Origin of the sequence: Klebsiella sp. HMSC09D12, from assembly GCF_001808475.1 — a bacterium.
Classification (GTDB): domain Bacteria; phylum Pseudomonadota; class Gammaproteobacteria; order Enterobacterales; family Enterobacteriaceae; genus Klebsiella; species Klebsiella oxytoca.
The window spans coordinates 124,660-143,516 of sequence record NZ_KV793386.1 but is presented as its reverse complement, the minus strand read 5'-3'; the positions used below and the strand labels follow the sequence as shown (position 1 = coordinate 143,516).

The 18,857-nt window shown below is 53.8% G+C and carries 18 protein-coding genes and 4 pseudogenes; 10 read left to right on the top strand and 12 right to left on the bottom strand.

Annotated elements, in window-relative coordinates; genetic code table 11:
- Positions 1–13: 13 nt before the first annotated feature.
- The 5 genes from pspE to pspA are packed head-to-tail and all read right to left on the bottom strand — an operon-like array spanning position 14 to position 1,914.
- On the bottom strand, positions 14–328 hold the full coding sequence (gene pspE / locus HMPREF3178_RS02595) for a thiosulfate sulfurtransferase PspE (RefSeq protein WP_017146046.1): 315 nt from the start codon (positions 326–328) through the stop codon (positions 14–16).
- 33 nt (positions 329–361) lie between these two features.
- Positions 362–592 (bottom strand): phage shock protein PspD, encoded by a 231-nt coding sequence (gene pspD, locus HMPREF3178_RS02590; protein ID WP_004101464.1) that lies wholly within the window; start codon positions 590–592, stop codon positions 362–364.
- 19 nt (positions 593–611) lie between these two features.
- Positions 612–971, bottom strand: a complete 360-nt coding sequence (gene pspC, locus HMPREF3178_RS02585; RefSeq protein ID WP_004101461.1) for an envelope stress response membrane protein PspC — start codon at positions 969–971, stop codon at positions 612–614.
- Positions 971–1,195: an envelope stress response membrane protein PspB gene (gene pspB / locus HMPREF3178_RS02580; protein WP_004101459.1), complete on the bottom strand. Its 225-nt coding sequence runs from the start codon at positions 1,193–1,195 to the stop codon at positions 971–973. The genes pspC and pspB overlap by 1 nt, the downstream gene beginning before the upstream one ends.
- A 50-nt stretch (positions 1,196–1,245) precedes the next feature.
- Complete coding sequence (gene pspA / locus HMPREF3178_RS02575) at positions 1,246–1,914, bottom strand: phage shock protein PspA (protein WP_004101456.1); 669 nt, start codon at positions 1,912–1,914, stop codon at positions 1,246–1,248.
- Positions 1,915–2,066: 152 nt separating this feature from the next.
- On the opposite strand from pspA, the gene pspF reads away from it, so the two are divergent.
- On the top strand, positions 2,067–3,056 hold the full coding sequence (gene pspF, locus HMPREF3178_RS02570; RefSeq protein WP_017146047.1) for a phage shock protein operon transcriptional activator: 990 nt from the start codon (positions 2,067–2,069) through the stop codon (positions 3,054–3,056).
- Here the strand turns inward: pspF and HMPREF3178_RS02565 are convergent.
- Both HMPREF3178_RS02565 and HMPREF3178_RS02560 read right to left on the bottom strand, forming a co-directional pair.
- A complete protein-coding gene (locus tag HMPREF3178_RS02565; protein ID WP_017146048.1) occupies positions 3,047–4,438 on the bottom strand; it encodes an MFS transporter in 1,392 nt (463 codons plus the stop codon). The genes pspF and HMPREF3178_RS02565 overlap by 10 nt on opposite strands.
- Positions 4,439–4,463: 25 nt before the next feature.
- The gene (locus HMPREF3178_RS02560) at positions 4,464–5,633 is read right to left on the bottom strand and encodes a M20 aminoacylase family protein (RefSeq protein ID WP_017146049.1); all 1,170 of its coding nucleotides are present in this window, start codon (positions 5,631–5,633) and stop codon (positions 4,464–4,466) included.
- A 168-nt stretch (positions 5,634–5,801) separates the two neighbouring features.
- Here HMPREF3178_RS02560 and HMPREF3178_RS02555 point away from each other — a divergent pair, with 168 nt between their 5' ends.
- The 6 genes and pseudogenes from HMPREF3178_RS02555 to HMPREF3178_RS02535 form a co-directional block, all read left to right on the top strand.
- Positions 5,802–8,114 (top strand): helix-turn-helix domain-containing protein, encoded by a 2,313-nt coding sequence (locus tag HMPREF3178_RS02555; protein WP_017146050.1) that lies wholly within the window; start codon positions 5,802–5,804, stop codon positions 8,112–8,114.
- Between the two features lie 165 nt (positions 8,115–8,279).
- Complete coding sequence (locus HMPREF3178_RS02550; RefSeq protein WP_016808546.1) at positions 8,280–8,564, top strand: hypothetical protein; 285 nt, start codon at positions 8,280–8,282, stop codon at positions 8,562–8,564.
- Between the two features lie 369 nt (positions 8,565–8,933).
- Positions 8,934–10,577, top strand: a complete 1,644-nt coding sequence (gene sapA / locus HMPREF3178_RS02545) for an ABC transporter substrate-binding protein SapA (RefSeq protein ID WP_004101448.1) — start codon at positions 8,934–8,936, stop codon at positions 10,575–10,577.
- Complete coding sequence (gene sapB, locus HMPREF3178_RS02540; RefSeq protein WP_004101442.1) at positions 10,574–11,539, top strand: putrescine export ABC transporter permease SapB; 966 nt, start codon at positions 10,574–10,576, stop codon at positions 11,537–11,539. The genes sapA and sapB overlap by 4 nt, the downstream gene beginning before the upstream one ends.
- A gap of 200 nt (positions 11,540–11,739) precedes the next feature.
- Positions 11,740–11,999, top strand: a pseudogene (locus HMPREF3178_RS29340) (SOS response-associated peptidase family protein); the annotation flags it as partial.
- Positions 11,969–12,744, top strand: a pseudogene (locus HMPREF3178_RS02535) (IS256 family transposase); the annotation flags it as partial. The pseudogenes HMPREF3178_RS29340 and HMPREF3178_RS02535, both read left to right, overlap by 31 nt.
- A gap of 183 nt (positions 12,745–12,927) precedes the next feature.
- Here HMPREF3178_RS02535 and HMPREF3178_RS02530 read toward each other — a convergent pair.
- The 3 genes from HMPREF3178_RS02530 to HMPREF3178_RS31490 form a co-directional block, all read right to left on the bottom strand.
- The gene (locus HMPREF3178_RS02530; RefSeq protein WP_017146051.1) at positions 12,928–13,293 is read right to left on the bottom strand and encodes a DUF596 domain-containing protein; all 366 of its coding nucleotides are present in this window, start codon (positions 13,291–13,293) and stop codon (positions 12,928–12,930) included.
- A gap of 10 nt (positions 13,294–13,303) precedes the next feature.
- Positions 13,304–13,609, bottom strand: coding sequence for a hypothetical protein (locus tag HMPREF3178_RS31495; protein WP_047719922.1), 306 nt, complete (start codon positions 13,607–13,609; stop codon positions 13,304–13,306).
- A 206-nt stretch (positions 13,610–13,815) separates the two neighbouring features.
- On the bottom strand, positions 13,816–14,385 hold the full coding sequence (locus HMPREF3178_RS31490) for a hypothetical protein (protein ID WP_017146053.1): 570 nt from the start codon (positions 14,383–14,385) through the stop codon (positions 13,816–13,818).
- On the opposite strand from HMPREF3178_RS31490, the pseudogene HMPREF3178_RS32150 reads away from it, so the two are divergent.
- Positions 14,345–14,478: pseudogene (locus HMPREF3178_RS32150) on the top strand (IS256 family transposase); the annotation flags it as partial. The gene HMPREF3178_RS31490 and the pseudogene HMPREF3178_RS32150 sit on opposite strands and share 41 nt — an antisense overlap.
- Before the next feature lie 180 nt (positions 14,479–14,658).
- Here the strand turns inward: HMPREF3178_RS32150 and HMPREF3178_RS02520 are convergent.
- Together HMPREF3178_RS02520 and HMPREF3178_RS02515 are read right to left on the bottom strand one after the other, a co-directional pair.
- A complete protein-coding gene (locus HMPREF3178_RS02520; RefSeq protein WP_017146054.1) occupies positions 14,659–14,964 on the bottom strand; it encodes a DUF596 domain-containing protein in 306 nt (101 codons plus the stop codon).
- A gap of 647 nt (positions 14,965–15,611) precedes the next feature.
- Positions 15,612–16,827, bottom strand: a pseudogene (locus HMPREF3178_RS02515) (tyrosine-type recombinase/integrase).
- A gap of 146 nt (positions 16,828–16,973) precedes the next feature.
- On the opposite strand from HMPREF3178_RS02515, the gene sapC reads away from it, so the two are divergent.
- The gene (sapC, locus tag HMPREF3178_RS02510; protein ID WP_004101427.1) at positions 16,974–17,864 is read left to right on the top strand and encodes a putrescine export ABC transporter permease SapC; all 891 of its coding nucleotides are present in this window, start codon (positions 16,974–16,976) and stop codon (positions 17,862–17,864) included.
- Positions 17,864–18,856 (top strand): putrescine export ABC transporter ATP-binding protein SapD, encoded by a 993-nt coding sequence (gene sapD / locus HMPREF3178_RS02505; RefSeq protein WP_004101425.1) that lies wholly within the window; start codon positions 17,864–17,866, stop codon positions 18,854–18,856. Before sapC ends, sapD begins: the two co-directional genes overlap by 1 nt.
- Position 18,857 lies beyond the last annotated feature (1 nt).

Sequence of the window (18,857 nt, the reverse complement as noted above, 5' to 3'; positions counted from 1 at the left end):
GCGGGGCTGACGGTTAGTGGCTGGCGCTTTTCGGCATCGCTATTTGACTGAGGCCGCCGGCATTCACCACCTGCGTGTAGCCCATTTCGCTCAGCAGCTGCTGAGCCTGGCCCGACTGTCGGCCAACGTTACAATAGACGTGAATGGTATCGTTTTTATCCGGCACTTCAGCCGCAATCCGCGATTTTAAATCCGCCAGCGGTATGTTCACCGCGCCGTTAACGTGTTCTTTTTGATACTGCTGCGGAACGCGGACGTCAATCCAGTGCTCCGCCGCGAAGGCGGGTAAAGCCATCGCCAGCGCTAAACCCAGAAACAATTTTCGCATTTTATCATCCTGATAGAGTGAGTTTTTAGGCACTCATAACATACGCCATCCACGACGTTTAGAAAACCGCTGCGCCGCCCGGCTGAGCATCGGTTCCAGAACAAGCATCAGCAGCATTTTCAGCGGCCGACGCGCGACGGATTTTACCGCCCAGCCAGCGACGCCCGCCGGGCCGTAGCGCAGCGCGGTGAGCAACACCAGCTTGCCTGCGATTTTCAGACCCGGTTTAACTTTTTGCCCGGCCTGCTGCCATTTCATGTTCATTATTAACCTCAACTTTCAGTTATAGCTGGCGAAAACGACTGCGTAGCGAAAAGGTGTCAGAGGTGACGTAGCGTTCCATTTCACGCAGACGGCGCTCCCCTGCAGCCAGCTCCTTATCCGCAGCAGCCAGCAGTTCTCCGCTGCTCGGCGTTTTTTCACCATACAGCTCGCTTTCCGGCATAGGATCCAGCGCAAACGAGAGAATGATGTAGGCCACCACCACAAACAGGAACAGGCCAAAAATCATTGCCAGTACGGTAATCAGGCGCACCAGCTTAACCGGCACGTCCAGGTACTGCGCGATACCGGCGCAAACGCCTTTGACCATGCCCTGCTGTGGAATGCGCCACAGTTTTTTACTCAGATCCAGTCCGCCCATTATTTTTCTCTCCAGTTCGGATGCTCAGCGTCAAGAATGGCTTCCAGCGCCTGAATACGCTCGCGCATGCGCTTTGCGTCATCGGTCAGCTGCAGCAGGCGCTGCTGCTCGTTTTGCGATAAACTGCCGCTGGCGGTGCGGTTGTTGTAATGCAGCCAAAGCCAGACCGGCAAAACAAACAGCACAAACAACGTCAAAGGGATGGCGAGAAAAAGCATGCTCATGTGAACTCCTTGCAGATGGCGGCGGCACGTCTCGGTGCCGCCCGAATACATTACTGGTTATTTTGATTCATTTTGGCTTTCAACGCCGCCAGCTGCTCGCTGATTTCATCGTCCGCTTTCAGATCGGCGAACTGCTGATCCAGCGATTTATCTTTACCGAAGCGGTGGCTTTCGGCTTCGGCTTCCATATGATCGATACGGCGTTCAAACGATTCAAAGCGCGCCATCGCCTCATCAATCTTGCCGCTGTCCAGCTGACGACGAACGTCGCGGGAGGAACTTGCGGCCTGATGGCGCAGCATCAACGCCTGCTGACGGGCGCGCGTTTCGCTCAGTTTATTCTCCAGCTCGCCAATCTCTTTTTTCATCCGCGCCAGCGTTTCATCAACCAGCTGCGCTTCATTTTCCAGGCTAGCGATCAGGTCGGTCAGCTTCTGCTTCTCGATCAGCGCCGCACGAGCCAGATCCTCTTTCTCTTTACGCAACGCCAGTTCGGCTTTCTCCTGCCATTCCGCCTGCTGCGCAACGGCCTGTTCAATACGACGGGTCAGCTGTTTCTTTTCAGCCAACGCCCGCGCCGAGGTCGAACGCACTTCAACCAACGTGTCTTCCATCTCCTGGATCATCAGTCGAACCAGCTTCTGCGGATCTTCCGCTTTCTCCAGCAGAGAGTTAATGTTGGCGTTCACGATGTCGGCAAAACGAGAAAAAATACCCATAATTTCAATCCTCATAGTTCTGGTATCAGGCACCGGCCTGTGCCATCACTAATACAAATGCTGTGCCAACTTTTTATCTTATTGATTTTAATAGAAGTGGTTGTTATCTGGCCAACGCATTGCTAAAGTGACCTGGTGAATCACACTACTTAATGGCGAAATTCATCATGGCGGAATACAAGGACAACCTGCTCGGCGAGGCCAACAGCTTCCTGGAAGTGCTGGAACAGGTCTCAAGACTGGCGCCGCTCGATAAACCGGTGCTGGTGATTGGCGAACGCGGAACCGGTAAGGAGCTGATCGCCAGCCGCCTGCACTTCCTCTCTTCCCGCTGGCAGGGGCCGTTTATCTCGCTGAACTGCGCTGCGCTGAATGAAAACCTGCTCGATTCCGAGCTATTCGGTCATGAAGCCGGGGCATTTACGGGGGCCAGTAAACGCCATCCGGGGCGCTTCGAGCGCGCCGACGGCGGTACCCTGTTTCTTGATGAGCTGGCCACCGCGCCGATGCTGGTGCAGGAAAAGCTGCTGCGCGTGATTGAGTATGGCGAACTCGAGCGCGTCGGCGGCAGCCAGCCGCTGCAGGTTAACGTCCGCCTGGTGTGCGCGACCAACGCCGATCTGCCACAAATGGTGGAAGATGGGCTCTTTCGCGCTGACCTACTCGACAGGTTGGCTTTCGATGTGGTGCAGTTGCCGCCGCTGCGCGAACGCCAGAGCGATATTATGCTGCTCGCCACCCAGTTTGCTATCCAGATGTGCCGCGAACTCGGACTGCCGTTGTTTCCCGGCTTTAGCGAACGCGCCGCCGTGACGCTGCAGAACTACCGCTGGCCGGGGAATATCCGTGAATTAAAAAACGTGGTGGAACGGTCGGTTTACCGTCACGGCAGCAGTGAAAGCGAGCTGGATAATATTATTATTAACCCCTTCCGCCAGCAGCAAACTGCCCCGCCCGCTGCAGCAGAAAAGGCGCCCGGCCCCACGTTGCCGCTCGATTTGCGCGCTTTCCAGCAGGAGCAAGAAAAAAGCCTGCTCGAGAGAAGTCTCGAACAGGCAAAGTACAATCAAAAGCAGGCGGCCGAGCTACTGGGGCTAACCTATCACCAGCTGCGGGCGCTGCTGAAAAAGCATCAGCTTTGAGCTATGCGCGGCAGCAGCAGCGCGCTCAGCGTCATTGAACCGAGACAGAGCTCGGCGTTAAACCACAGCGCATACTGCGCCGCGCTGGCCATTCCCAGCGGTAAAAACAGCGCAAAAAGTGACGCTGTCACCGCTATACCCATCGCCCCGCCGAGCGAACTACCCATCTTATAAATTCCCGACGCCACCCCGACCTTATTCTCGGGAGCGTTGACCACCGCGGTGTCCGTTGACGGAGTAGCGTAGCAGCCCAGTCCAAAGCCAAACAGCACGTTGCTGAAAAAGACCGTGACGATATAGGTCGATTTATCGAGAAAGGTGCAGGAAATAAGCAGGATGCCAAGCGCGGTAAAAACCGGGCCGGCGATCATCGGCAAGCGCGCGCCGTAGCGTTGCAGCAGCTTTTCGCCCACCCGGATCATCGCCAGCACGGTGACCAGGTAGCCGAGCGTCATCATTCCGCTCTCCAGCGGGCTTAGATGGTGCCCCTGCTGGAGCCAGATGCTGGCAATCATCATGGTACCGATGGCGCCGTTGAGCAGAAAATTCGACAGCACCGCGGCGCTGTAGGCCCGGTTACGAAACAGCGCAAAATCAATCAACGCCGCGTCGCCCTTACGCCGACCGCTGCGGATAAAAAATAACCCCGCCGCCACCGCGCCGCCCAGCATCGTCAGCGAGGTTCCGCTGCTCCAGCCCCAGCCGTGGCCTTTGCTGATAAACAGATTTAACAGCACCAGCGCAAGGATCAGGCTGAGCAGGCCGCTGATGTCCAGCTTATGCTGCTGCGCGCTGGCGCTGCGGCTCTCCGGCGTACCGCGCAGTAAAAACAGCGCCGCCAGCGCTACCGCGATGGAGAAAACAAAGATCCAGCGCCAGCCCAGTCCGGTAGCAATCGCCCCGCCGACAAACGAGCACAGCCCGCTGCCGCCCCAGGAGCCGATGACCCAGAAGCTGACCGCCCGCTGGCGCGCTTTACCTTCATACCAGGTTTTTATTAATGCCAGCGTCGCCGGCATGATGCAGGCGGCCGATAGCCCCTGTAAAACGCGTCCGGCCAGGAACAGCGCGGGTCCCTGGGAGAGCACCAGCATTGCGCTGCCGGCTATGCTGAGAATCAGGCCCAGGGTGGTCATGCGCATGCGGCCGAATTTATCCGCCAGCCCGCCGCTGGCGACCACAAAGCAGCCGCTGAACAAGGCGCTCAGGCTCACCGCCAGGGTCAGGGTTTCCAGCGAAATATCAAGGCTGCTTTTCATTGCCGGAACCACGTTAATCACCGACTGGGCAAACAGCCAGAAGGTCAGAACGCTCAATACAATACCCGCCAGCAGGCGATCGGTGCCGACGAACTGCGCTTCGCTTAGCGATACAGAACTCATAGCAGGGTCCTCTTCGTTGCGGAGATTAACGCAAATAGTGCTCCGTCAGGGCGCACCACAGCGCGGCGCCTTTTAGCAACAGGGCATCGTTGAAGTCATATCCCGGGTTATGCACCATACAGCGATCCGCTTCATCCCCGGCTCCGATGGTGAAATAGCAGCCGTTCGGATTACGCTCGAGCATAAAAGCAAAATCTTCGCTGCCCATAAACGGCTTCACTTCGCCGACCAGGTCCTCGCCAAATAGCGAAGCCGCCACCTTCCGAACCATCTCATTGGCTGCCGGATCGTTTCTTAAAACCGGGCTGCCGTTAACGTGGGTAATGGCGGCGCTGGCGTTAAAGCTCTCGGCCTGAGCGACGGCAATATCGTGAATGCGCTGCAGTACGGTCTCGCGAACCTGTTCGTTTAAGGTGCGCACAGTGAGCTTCATTAAGGCCTTGTCATTGATAATATTTGGCGCATGCCCGGCCTGGATGCTGCCCACGGTCACGACAGCCGGTTCAAACGGCGTGATATTGCGGGAGACAATGGATTGCAGCGCCAGGGTGATATGGCAGGCCACCAGCGTAGCGTCGACGGTATGCTCCGGCAGCGCGCCGTGTCCGCCAACCCCTTTGACTTCAATATGGAGAGTGTCGGATGAGGCCATCATCGCCCCGTCGCGCAGACCGATTTTGCCTAACGGTTGTCCCGGCATATTATGCAGGCCAAAAATGGCATCGCAGGGGAACTGGTCGAACAGGCCGTCTTCGAGCATAACCCGGCCGCCGTAGAGCAGTTCCTCAGCCGGCTGAAAAATAAGCTGCAGCGTGCCGTTAAACTGCCGCGTGCGCGCCAGATATTCCGCGGCGTACAATAGCGTGGTGGTATGACCGTCGTGGCCGCAGCCATGAAAACGTCCCTCTATCTGGCTGGCCCACGCTTTGCCGCTCATCTCATGCATCGGCAGCGCGTCCATATCCGCCCGAAGTCCCAACCGTTTTTGACCGTCGCCTGCGCGTAAGGTACCGACCACGCCGGTTCCCGCCAGACCACGATGGACCTGATAGCCCCACTCGCCGAGCAGTCGGGCCACCTCTTCGCTGGTTTTATGCTCTTCAAAACCGATTTCCGGCTGCTGGTGGAAACGGCGACGAAGAGCGACAAACTGCGCCTCATTAACCTGTAATGCCTCAATAATCGGGTGTGTCATTTTTATTATTCCTGTGTTGTGTTTGCACGACACTTTCGAGTTTATGCATCCATGGCGGCTTTAAAATGCGCTTTTTTGTTTTATAGTGACGGATTATTAATGAGTGTTTTTCATACAAAACGGTTATGACAAAAAACAACACGCTGTTTTTTGTCTTCAGGAGGCGGTGTGGATCATCATTCAGGCGACTTTCAGGTTACGGTTCGCGATATCCGCCAGTTGAGCCAGCAGGAAAACGAGACGCTGACGCTAATATGGCTGCTTGAGGGCAGCGTCGAACTCCGCGATGGCGAGTCGGGCCGGAACCTGCAGGCTGATGAACTGGCGATAGTGAATCGGCATCGCCGCTGGAGCCTGCACAGCAAGACGGCGAACGTCGTGATGGCGCTGTCGCTGAACGCTGGATGGCTGACCCGCCTCGACGGCGATTTTTTTGCCTCTGCCTACCAGAGCAGCAACGAAACCCGCGATGCCGAAGATACCCTGCGCTACCTGATGCGCCAGCTGCTGGTCCTCGGTCTGGTCAATCCGCAAGCCCACTACCGGCTGGAGGCCAACCGCTGGCTTAGCGAAATTGCTCTTCTGCTGGCGTCACGCTTCAGCCGTCCCCTCACCGCCCAGGCGCCTCGCGGAGCCGAACGCTGGAGTCAGCGAATAAATCGGGTAGTGGCGCGAATCGACGCCAACTATCAACGACGCCTGTCGCTGCAGGAGATAGCCGCCGCCGAATTTGTTTCTGAGGCCTGGCTATCGCGCCTGTTCCGCAAAGAGGTGGGCGTCAGCTTTATGCAATACATCACCGGGCTTCGCCTGCGTAAAGCTACTGAGCAGTTGACGATGACGCGTAAATCGATACAGCAAATCGCTCAGCAACAGGGCTTTGCCAGCAGTCGGGTGATGAGCGACCTGTTTAAACGTGAACACGGTCTGACGCCGCGCCAGTTTCGCCATCAGCATCCGCAAACGGCGGTTGAATCCCCTCGTCCACGCGTTCAACGGGCTGAACTATGGCAACCGGTGTCTATAGACAGGCTATATTCCCGGCTCAATGCGCCGCAGATCAATGGGTTGGATAGCCCGCCGCTGCGGCTCAATCCCCAGCAAACCCGTCATCTTGATGTGCGCCAGCTACCGGCGCGCGGTACGCCGCTGCGGCACACGCGCATCGTCGTTACCGTTCGGGAACTGGATGACCTGCTGCGCGAGGATGTCCGTCAGGAGCTCGAAGAACTGCACAACTCGCTGCCGATATTCGCCATCGACGTTCACGATCCGTTTCTCAGTAGCCGCCTGTTCGGTACCGGCTGGGACGATGCGCAGCTGGCCGGGTATGCGTGCTGGTATAACCTGCAGCGCATTTTTAGCTGGCTGGCGTCGATGGGCTGGGCGGTAATACTGCATACCGGTATCACCACTCGTGGCGATCTGCTACAGCGTTTTCTGCACCTGTCCGCCAACCATTTTCCACCGGCAACCCTCGCCAGCTGGCGTTTTGTCTGGCACTGGTCCCCGCAGGCCAGCGATGAGGCGCGCCAGCATGCCTGGCGGCAACAAAAAACGATCCTCCAGGCGCTTTCGCCGCAGTCGGCGCTGGGGATCTGGCACCGCTTTTCACAAAACGTGGAGGACGATCCCCTCTTCTGTTCACCGCTGCTGGCCGAGGCGGATTTTCTTGCCTGCCAGGCAGATGCGAATGAACTGCTGGATCTGGCGCAGATTGATAGCCAGAGGCTGGCCGCCAGCGAGAATTACCCGGTGCTTAAAATGCGCAAGCTCCACAGCGCGCTGCGCCAGCGGCAGCTGCTGTTACCGCTTTGGCTACTGTCGTGGAATACCCTGACCGGCGATACTCGCGACACCAACGGCCGTTTCTTTCGCGGCGCGCTACTGATGGATAATCTGCTGGGGCTGGCAGACCAGGTGTGGCTGGCGGGGTTCTGGCTGAATTCCGGGCTGCAAGGGGAAGCCGGCGCTAACGGCAAGCTTGATACCTCCAGCCTGGCGCTGCACTATCTCCACGGTTTGCCGCGACCGGTGTATTGGGTCTTGAGGCTGTGGCGCAGGCTGCGGGGCGAAGTGGTGATTAACGAAAAAAATTTGCTGCTGCTGCGCGATAACGGCCATTACCAGTTGCTGCTGCGCAATACGGTGGTTTTCAATCCCTGGCTTTCCAGCGAGGAGGCGTTTATCCAGCGCTTTAGTCAGCCATGGAGCGTGCGCCTGCTCGGCCTTGATGGACGCTGGCGCATCAAACATCATCTCTTCGATCGGCATCATGGCGCGCTCTTTCCGCTTTTCGAGGCTTTTCGCAGCCAGAGCGGCCCGGATGAAGAAGAGTATCGCTGGCTGATGCACCAGGCGCGCCCGGCCCTGCGCGTGAGCGAAGAAACGCCCGCAAGCGATCGATGGCAGCTCGTCGATTCGCTGGAGAGCAACGCGCTGGCGCTGTATGAATTTACGCCTCTTAATGACATGAAGTGACAGCGTCACATGAATGGTTACCATGACCTGCGGAGGCAAACAGGGACAAAGTTAAGGGTTTTGGATGCGCCCGGGCCGTCATCATGGTTAAACATTTGTAACTGGTAAGATATACTGATGTGAACTATCATCGGCGCATGATGACTCAATGGACTGAAAATACAGATGATTCCGGTTAATTCCTCAACGCTTGGCCGCTATGCCGCGCACGTCAGCCTGGTTCATACCATGAAAAGCCACAAAGCCCCGGCGCTCACGGTCATGATGATCTTTTCAGACCTGCTTATTCGTTCAACCGAAGATTCCTATCGTCTGCAAGGCTGGGAAATCACGCCGCAAAAAAGCGGCCTGGTGCTGCGTACGTATGTCGCGAACCATCCTGATGGCGGAAAGCTTGAAATCACCCCAAAAGACTATATTGCACGTTATAACCGGCTCCTGCCGCTGTAGCGCCCCTTTCTCCGGCGGTCATGCCGGCACGGCTCGCTGGAGAATCCGCAAATAAAAAGCTACCATGTGGCAAACGTCTGGGCGTCTGCGGCGCAGAGAAGCGCTATGCTTACGACAATACGTGCCCGCGAGCCGTTCTGCATTTGAATCGATGAAATTCATATTTGCGCTTCCCGTCTCTTCGCCTGTTGCCAAACGCAGGGTGAATTAAGAGGTATACTCGAAGTTAATAAGCGGTATGAATTTGAATTAGTTGGTCAAATAACCGACGCAACCATCGCTTACATTATCTCCATAAGCAATAAGGTGGTGGTAAATGTTATTTAATATTAATAAGATAGAGCCTTGCTCTATAATCAATAAGAAACTATGCGCCTGAAATTGTCTTCTCTCCTGGCAGCGGTGTCTATGCTGTACGGGCAAGCTTTTGCCGCGCCCGCCCTGCCTGCTAACGCGGATATTCGCGATAGCGGTTTTGTTTATTGCGTAAGCGGCCAGGTTAACACCTTCAACCCACAAAAGGTCAGCAGCGGTCTGATTGTCGATACTCTTGCCGCCCAGCTGTACGACCGACTGCTTGATGTTGACCCCTATACCTACCGCCTGGTCCCGGAACTGGCAGAAAGCTGGGAGGTGCTGGATAACGGCGCCACCTACCGCTTCCACCTGCGCAATAACGTGCCGTTCCAGACCACCGCCTGGTTTAAGCCGACCCGCAATTTCAACGCTGACGACGTGATTTTTACCTTTGGCCGGATTTTTAACCGCGACCATCCGTGGCACAACGTGAACGGCAGCAGCTTCCCCTATTTCGATAGCTTACAGTTCGCCGACAGCGTCGAAAGCGTGCGTAAGCTGGATAACCACACCGTTGAATTTCGCCTCAAACGACCGGATGCTTCCTTCCTGTGGCACCTGGCTACCCACTACGCCTCGGTGATGTCGGCGGAGTATGCCGCAAAGCTGGCTCAGAGCGATCGTCAGGAGCTGATCGATCGTCAACCTGTTGGCACCGGCCCGTTCCAGCTTGAGGAATATCGCAGCGGGCAATATATTCGTCTGCAGCGCCACCCGGCCTACTGGCGAGGTAAACCGCTGATGCCGCAGGTGGTGGTCGATCTGGGCTCCGGCGGTACCGGACGACTGTCAAAACTGCTGACCGGCGAGTGTGATGTGCTGGCCTGGCCGGCTGCGAGCCAGCTCTCTATTCTGCGCGACGACCCGCGCCTTCGCCTGACCCTGCGCCCGGGAATGAACATCGCCTGGCTGGCGTTCAATACCGCTAAGCCGCCGCTCGATAATCCGGAGGTCCGTCACGCGCTGGCGTTGGCCATCAATAATCAGCGTCTGATGCAGTCAATCTATTACGGAACGGCGGAAACCGCAGCTTCAATGCTGCCTCGCGCCTCCTGGGCCTATGATAACGACGCCAGAATCACCGAATATAATCCTGCGGAAGCTCGCGCCAGGCTTAAAGCGCTGGGGCTGGAACAGCTGACGCTTAAACTATGGGTCCCGACCAGTTCGCAGGCCTGGAACCCCAGCCCCCTGAAAACCGCCGAGCTTATCCAGGCGGATATGGCGCAAATTGGCGTGAAGGTGATCATTGTGCCGGTCGAAGGGCGTTTTCAGGAAGCCAGATTAATGGATATGAGTCATGATCTGACGCTTTCCGGCTGGGCAACGGACAGTAACGATCCGGACAGCTTCTTCCGTCCGCTATTGAGCTGCGCGGCGATTGCCTCACAAACCAACTATGCTCACTGGTGTCATCGTGAATTCGACGACGTGCTGCAAAAAGCGCTGACATCCCAGCAGCTGGCTTCGCGCATTGAAGCTTATAAAGAGGCCCAACGCATTCTTGCTGATGAACTGCCGGTACTGCCGCTGGCTTCCTCCCTGCGTCTTCAGGCCTATCGTTACGACATGAAAGGCCTGGTGCTGAGTCCGTTTGGCAACGCCTCTTTTGCCGGGGTCTCGCGGGAAAAAGAAGACGAGGTGCAAAAACCATGATTATTTTTACCCTGCGTCGCCTGCTGCTGCTGCTGATTACGCTCTTTCTGCTGACGTTTGTCGGTTTTAGCCTGAGCTATTTTACGCCTCACGCGCCGCTGCAGGGCGCCTCGCTGTGGAACGCCTGGTGGTTCTGGTTTGAGGGCGTGCTGCACTGGGATTTTGGCGTCTCCAGCATCAACGGGCAGCCGATCTCCGAGCAGCTTAAAGAGGTATTCCCTGCCACGATGGAGCTGTGTATCCTCGCCTTCGGCTTCGCGCTGGTAATCGGAATCCCCGTCGGCATGCTGGCGGGGATTATGCGCAACAAATGGCAAGATACCCTGATTAGCGCCCTGGCTCTGCTGGGCTTCTCGATCCCCGTATTCTGGCTGGCGCTGCTGTTGACCCTGTTTTTCTCCCTCACCCTGGGCTGGTTCCCGGTCTCCGGGCGCTTCGACCTGCTGTACGAAGTAAAATCGGTCACCGGCTTTGCGCTGATCGACGCGTGGCTTTCCGATTCGCCGTGGCGTCATGAAATGATCGTCAGCGCGGCGCGCCATATGGTGCTGCCGGTGCTGACCCTCGCAGTGGCGCCGACAACGGAAGTGATCCGTCTGATGCGCATCAGCACCAGCGAAGTGTACGACACCAACTATGTCAAAGCAGCGGCCACCCGCGGCGTATCGCGGCGGACGATTTTACACCGTCACGTACTGCATAACGCCCTGCCGCCGGTGATCCCGCGCCTGGGTCTGCAGTTTTCCACCATGCTAACGCTGGCGATGATTACCGAAATGGTCTTTAGCTGGCCGGGACTGGGCCGCTGGCTCATTAACGCCATTCGCCAACAGGACTACGCCGCAATCTCAGCGGGCGTGATGGTCATCGGCGCGCTGGTGATTATTGTGAACGTGATATCCGATATTTTGGGGGCTATGGCTAACCCACTGAAACATAAGGAATGGTATGCCCTACGATAGCAGTTACAAATAAAAAAACACCATTTAAATACAACAAGTTAGTTTTTATTATTGTGATTTTTCCGGATTTTAATACACAATTTTGTACACATTGTTTTTAACGTCCACTCCGGCAGTCATCAGTTATATGGCTGTCGGAGTTACCTTCCTACCTTTTCTCCACACCCTCTATACTTTCACTCTGATGACTGGAGGTAACCATGTGCGGACGCTTTGCTCAATCACAGACACGCGAAGAATACCTGGCTTACCTTGCCAAAGAAGCTGAGCGTGATATCGCCTATGATCCAGAACCAATCGGCCGATACAACGTGGCGCCAGGGACAAAGGTTTTGCTCCTGAGCGAACATGATGAGCAACTGCATATCGACCCTGTCTTCTGGGGTTACGTACCAGGGGGTGGGATAAACTATCCCTGATAAACGCACGCAAGAAATGTACGACGCCGATGTATCGCCCACGCTGATATCCAAGGTCACCGACGCCGTAAAAAGAGCAGATCACGGGGTGGCAAAACCGACAACTGGGTGCGCTGTATCCCATTGTTTATATGGACTGTATTGCTGTCAAAGTCCGTCAGAATGGCAGCGTAATCAACAAAGCCCTCTTCCTGGCGCTGGGTATCAACATCGAAGGCCAGAAAGAATTACTGGGTATGAGGTTGGCCGAAAATGAAGGCGCAAAGTTCTGGCTGAGTATGGTGACAGAGCTTAAAAATCGCGGTCTTCAGGACATCCTCATTGCCTGCGTGGACGGTCTGAAGGGCTTCCCGGATGCGATAAACAGCGTCTACCCGCAGGCTCACATCCAGCTGTGCATCATCCATATGGTGCGTAACAGCCTGAAATACGTGTCCTGTAAGGACTCCAAAGCCGTCACCAGCGGGCTAAAAGCTTTATCAGGCCCCGACCGAAGAGGCGACGCTGATGGCGCTTGATGCGTTCACAGAAGCATGGGAGGATAAGTATCCCCAAATCAGCAAAAGCTGGCGTGCACAGTGGGAAAACCTGAACACGTTCTTCGGCTACCCACCGGATATCCGCAAGGCCATCTACACCACGAATGCTGTAGAATCGCTGAACAGCGTTATCCGGGCGGCGATAAAGAAACGCAAAGTATTCCCGACGGATGACTCGGTACGGAAAGTTGTTTATCTGGTGATCAAAAATGCATCAAAAAAATGAAGTATGCCGATCCAGAACTGACGACTGGCGATAAGTCGTTTTATTATCGAGTTCGGTGACCGCCTGAGCGATCACCTTTAATACAGTGGCAGTTACACAGAATTACTGACAAGCTCGTAGAATAGGTACACAGTCTGGATGTAATTGTATGTCATGACATCCGCCCTATCATAAATGACGGGGCGGATGTTAAAATATCATGACCTAAGTCCAATCCTGATAGCCATTTTCGTGAATCCAGACAAGCCCAGCAGGACAAGTATCAGATAAAAACCAATACCCATTAAAAGCGCCACACTCCATCTCTTCAGGAGAATTAGGGAAACTTTCTCTAAACTTAGAGACCTGCTCTTTTATTGTTCCCGTCCAGAACTTGCCACCGTTTCCAAGCTTTACTTTCCCTTCATACATTAAACGCTCAATAAACCAGAGAAATAACTCTTTCTCTTCATCAAATGACAGCGTTATCTTACCTGACAGGCTAGCTGGGTGAATATTTTCCCAAATCGTAACCATTGATGCCCCTTCAAGGGCTTCCTTCCTTTTTTTATATTCATCTTTTGTAATCATATATAATCTCCTATCTAAACTTGAGTTCAAACTTGTTGTCAGCGAGGTTTGAAGCTTTATTTATATCTTTATAGCCGATAATATCAATTGTCCATCGAGCTTTAGACTCTTGCGCACTAGCTGAATAATTTCTCAGATTTATAATTTTCCCGTCATACTTAGCGTAGTACACAACACCTTTTGCGTTTCTCACCTCGATAAGAGGTGTGCTTCCAGCAAGTGATTGTGCATAAGTATAGATATCTTTATCATTAAGTGATTCTGAAGCCAAAACTTTTGTTGTGCCTTTCTTGTTACTTCCTCCATCGCCTAACACTTGCGCTATGGGCTTGCCAAAAATATTAATATTACCATCTGGCTGTGATTTATCGAAAAGCTTGACTAACTGGCTAGTATTAACTTTCTGAATATCACGTACATAATCTGCCGTTTTCGTAGTAAGATTAGCCCCGGAGGCTGTTTCTCCTTTGATAAAGCTGGCAACAGATTGAATATTTAATGTTTTTTTATATTTAGTTCATCCTAGACCTTCACCAACTGCTGCGAAAGCTTCTTCAGGCTATCTTCGGTTTTCCCGATAATCAGCGTACTGGAAGTGGTAATGGCTCCGGTACCGATAAGTGCTTCTGGTGCCACAATATCTGCCGCATAAATACCCGCCTGATTCAGGCAGAGCGCAGGATTTGTTTTACAACCGGCGATAACCAGCCTTGCAGCCAGCACTAGCTCGGGAGCAGCACCAATCAGAGTCATACCACCTGCTGTCAGTGCCATACCCCCACCGCTGGCCGCTGCCACGATAATCGCCGCTTCTCTCCGGGCCTGAACACGCTTCGCCGCCGCCGCATCTCCTTTACTCGCGGCCAGAATATCCCGCTGATTATCCAGGGCATACTGCTGCAGCATATGTTCCGTCATGTTGTAGCGATAGACGTTCTGGGCACTGTCTGCACCGCTGTATACCCCTTCGGGTGTGTGCGTAATGAGTGCCCCGGTCAATGCGCCAATCATACGTGCCGTCTGCTCTTTTGCCTCGTTACTCTTTAAGACTTCCTGCAACCGCAGTATCCGGGCGGCGATAAAGAAACGCAAAGCATTCCCGACGGATGACTCGGTACGGAAAGTTGTTTATCTGGTGATCAAAAATGCATCAAAAAATGGAGTATACCGATCCAGAACTTATGACTGGCGATGAGTCGTTTTATTATCGAGTTCGGTGACCGCATGAGCGATCACCTTTAATACAGTGGCATTTACACAGAATTACTGACAGGCTCGTAGAATAGGTACGCAGTCTGGATGTAATTGTATGTCATGACATCCGCCCTATCATAAATGACGGGGCGGATGTTAAAATATCATGACCTAAGTCCAATCCTGATAGCCATTTTCGTGAATCCAGACAATACCTGCGGGGCAGTTTTCACTTAAAAACCAAAATCCTTCAAATGCATCACAATCCATTTCATCCTCAGTTTTGGGAAATGCCATTTCAAAAACATCGATCTGTTTTTCAATGCTTCCTGGGAGAAATTTTCCATAGCGAGCGAGTTTAATGTCACCATCCTTCAGTAAGCGTGAAATGAACCAGATATATAGAGCTTTTTCTTCCTGATAGGTTAGTTTATAGGCACCATCCACACTCTCTGGGTCAATATTTTTCCATAACATCGTTGTAGAGGCTCCTCGCAATAAATCTTTTCGATCCTGATATTGTTCCTCAGTTAAATATTTCATTTTATTACCCCTATCTAAATTTTACTTCGAATCTGTTTAATGATGTTTTGGATGCTGCTTTAATATCGGAGTTACCAATTTTCGCTGCACAGATAGTGGGAGAACCGTGACGTTCTCGAGTTGGATATGCCGCAGTGCAAAACACTGACCGGTCGGTTCTGCGGGGGAGGGCTTCCGGTAGTGAGGGATCAGGTGTGGAATGGCGGAGTAGGTCGCGCTGCTGTTGCGCCTGTTCCAGTAATGCCTTTTGTTGTTGCTCAATGGCATTCTGGTCCGCAGGGCTCAGGGTCGCTGCCGGGAGGGCTGTTGCAGTGAGTCTGGCCAGCAGAAACCCGTATCTGGCAGAGGAAAGACACGACATCAAAAACTCCGTTTTTTGAAATGTTGTGCAATTTAATGCAATGAATTGTTATCACTTGTCCACTATTAATTCATAATTGAACGTAAAATGTGCATTTTTTGATGTGATGTTCTGTGTTCCCGGGAGGAAGAAAATAGGGCTATTTCTGCCATGACAGAGGTTTCAGAGGTGGGTTGATGATAAAGCCGGAATACTCCGGCAGGATCGTCTAAGGTGGGTATTAAACCAGAGGCTGACCAATCAGCTTTTCAAGATGAGTTTGCCATACCCCAAGCCAATGGCGCTGATCATCAAGGTAATCATGCAGGTTATATCTCGCCATGACGCCGGACATATGATGGCCGAGCAATTTTTCTATAACATGTGGCGGCGCGCCGAGCTCGGACAGGCGTGTCGCTATTGTTCTTCTCAGGTCATGGAGCGACCATGTTTTCATTCCCGTTTTGGCGATGATTTGAGCTGAGAATAAAGCAATGTTGGATTGCAGCGGGGGACGATCGTGTTCTGGCCCTTTTTATCGTGACAGTGTCACAACATAATTTGAGACGGATGTTTCTTTTTCTGTCTTCAGCATTTTGACCACCGCTTCAGGTAGCGCCCGCCTTTCTGACTTACCGGTTTTGTAATCACTTGCTGGAATAGTCCAGGTTCCCTCCTGGAAATCAAACCATTCCCATTTAGCCGTTCTTATCTCAGTACTATGGCAACCGGTCATGATTAGAAACGTCATAATCAGCTGCTGCCTGTGCTTCATCTCCGGCAGAGCATTCCATACAGTTTTGATTTCCTCATCACTTAACCAGCGTTCTTTTACCGCAGCAGTCAGCCCGACATCAGCGCGTCTTAAGCTTTCTATAGAGTTTACGTTAATAACCCCTTGGTTGGAGCAGAAACGGAATGTACGCTGCATTAAACCCAGCATCTGCCCTGTCCCCCCCCTTCTTCCCATATCATCAAAAAGGCTTAGCCAGTGTGCCTTTGTTGTCTGGTCAACGATCATGTCGCCGAGCACAGCAGCGATATGATTATTAAAGTCCCGGCGATTAACTTTTATATTGACCAGTCCTTCAGGAAGGCAGTAATACTTTTCCCAGTAGTCGAACGCTTCTTTAACTGTCAGCGCTTCTATTTTTCTGTTTCGCCAGCACCGTTTGCCGTCTCGGATCCAGTCCTTCCGTCAACCACGCCCTGAACTGCTGCCGACGCTCTCGCGCATGAGATAGTGATATGGTTGGATAATCGCCAATCGTCAGCTGTACGGCCTTCCCGTTCCATCTGTAACGATAAAAGAATGTTATACTGCCGGAAGTGGACAACCTGACATTCAAGCCGTGAGCGTCTGAAATGACCTCAATTTTGTCTCTTTTTTTGCCAAGAGATTTCCTAAGTTTTGTGTCGGTAGGCAATGTGTACATTCGGGAAGATGATATACACATCAGTGTGCACATTATACGTAAATTGATAACCTTCAAATTAATGCAAAATAAAGAATCTTAAAGCACAAAATGGCAGTAACGTGTTGCTGGTATTGAAGAATTTAAAAAGACATCAATCATGACTAACAAACATAAAACAGGTTCATATGCCCTACGATAGCGTCTATCTGGAGAAGCGCCCGCCGGGTGCGCTGCGCACCGTTTGGCGAAAATTCTATGGCGATACTACCGCTATGATCGGCCTGTACGGCTGCGCGGCGCTGGTGCTACTGTGCGTTTTCGGCAGCTGGTTCGCGCCTTACGGTATCGATCAGCAGTTCCTTGGCTATCAACTGCTGCCGCCGTCATGGTCGCGCTACGGCGAAGTCTCGTTCTTTCTTGGTACCGACGATCTGGGCCGCGACGTTCTTAGCCGCCTGCTGAGCGGCGCGGCGCCAACGGTCGGCGGCGCGTTTGTGGTGACGCTGGGCGCTACCCTACTGGGTCTGGTGCTTGGCGTGATTGCCGGTGCGACCCACGGCCTGCGCTCGGCGGTAATGAACCATATTCTCGATACCCTGCTGTCGATCCCGTCACTGCTGCTGGCCATCATCGTGGTCGCCTTCGCCGGACCTCACCTCAGCCACGCGATGTTCGCCGTCTGGCTGGCGCTTCTGCCGCGCATGGTACGCTCGGTTTACAGCATGGTGCACGACGAGCTGGAAAAAGAGTATGTTATCGCCGCCCGCCTTGACGGAGCGTCAACCCTGAATATTTTATGGTTCGCGGTACTGCCAAATATTACCTCTGGGCTGGTTACGGAGATCACCCGAGCGCTATCGATGGCGATTCTGGATATCGCCGCGCTGGGTTTCCTCGACCTCGGCGCTCAGCTACCTTCCCCGGAGTGGGGAGCGATGCTCGGCGACGCGCTGGAGCTGATTTACGTTGCGCCGTGGACGGTGATGCTGCCGGGCGCGGCCATTATGATTAGCGTCCTGCTGGTTAACCTGCTGGGCGACGGGATCCGCCGCGCAATTATCGCCGGGGTGGAATAATGCCGTTACTCGATATCCGAAATTTAACCATTGAATTCAAAACCAACGAAGGCTGGGTGAAAGCCGTCGATCGCGTCAGCCTGACCCTCGCTGAGGGGGAAATTCGCGGCCTGGTCGGAGAATCCGGCTCGGGTAAAAGCTTAATTGCCAAAGCGATTTGCGGCGTCACCAAAGACAACTGGCGGGTGACCGCCGACCGTATGCGTTTCGACGATATCGATCTGCTGCGTCTCTCAGTGCGCGAGCGGCGTAAACTGGTGGGCCACAACGTCTCGATGATTTTTCAGGAGCCGCAATCCTGTCTCGATCCTTCCGAACGTATCGGCGAACAACTCACGCAGAATATCCCCGGCTGGACCTTTAAAGGCCGCTGGTGGCAGCGTTTTGGCTGGCGCAAGCGGCGCGCCATTGAGCTCTTGCACCGCGTGGGGATTAAAGACCATAAAGATGCGATGCGCAGCTTCCCCTACGAGCTGACGGACGGTGAGTGTCAGAAGGTCATGATCGCCATCGCGCTGGCTAACCAGCCGCGGCTGCTGATTGCCGATGAACCGACTAACGCCATGGAGCCGACAACACAGGCGCAAATCATCCGCCTGCTGACGCGGCTGAACCAAAACAACAACACCACGATTTTGTTGATCAGTCACGATATGCAGATGCTCAGTAAATGGGCGGACAAAATTAACGTCATGTACTGCGGGCAGACGGTGGAAACCGCGCCGAGCGAGGAGCTGGTGACGATTCCTCATCATCCCTATACCCAGGCGCTGATTCGGGCGATTCCCGATTTCGGCAGCGCCATGCCGCACAAAAGTCGGCTCAATACCTTGCCGGGCGCTATTCCGCTGCTCGAACAGCTGCCTATCGGCTGCCGGCTCGGGCCGCGCTGCCCTTACGCCCAGCGTGAATGTATCGAAACGCCCCGGCTGGTGGGCGCGCGTAACCACCTCTATGCCTGTCACTTCCCGCTGAACATGGAGAAAGAGTGAA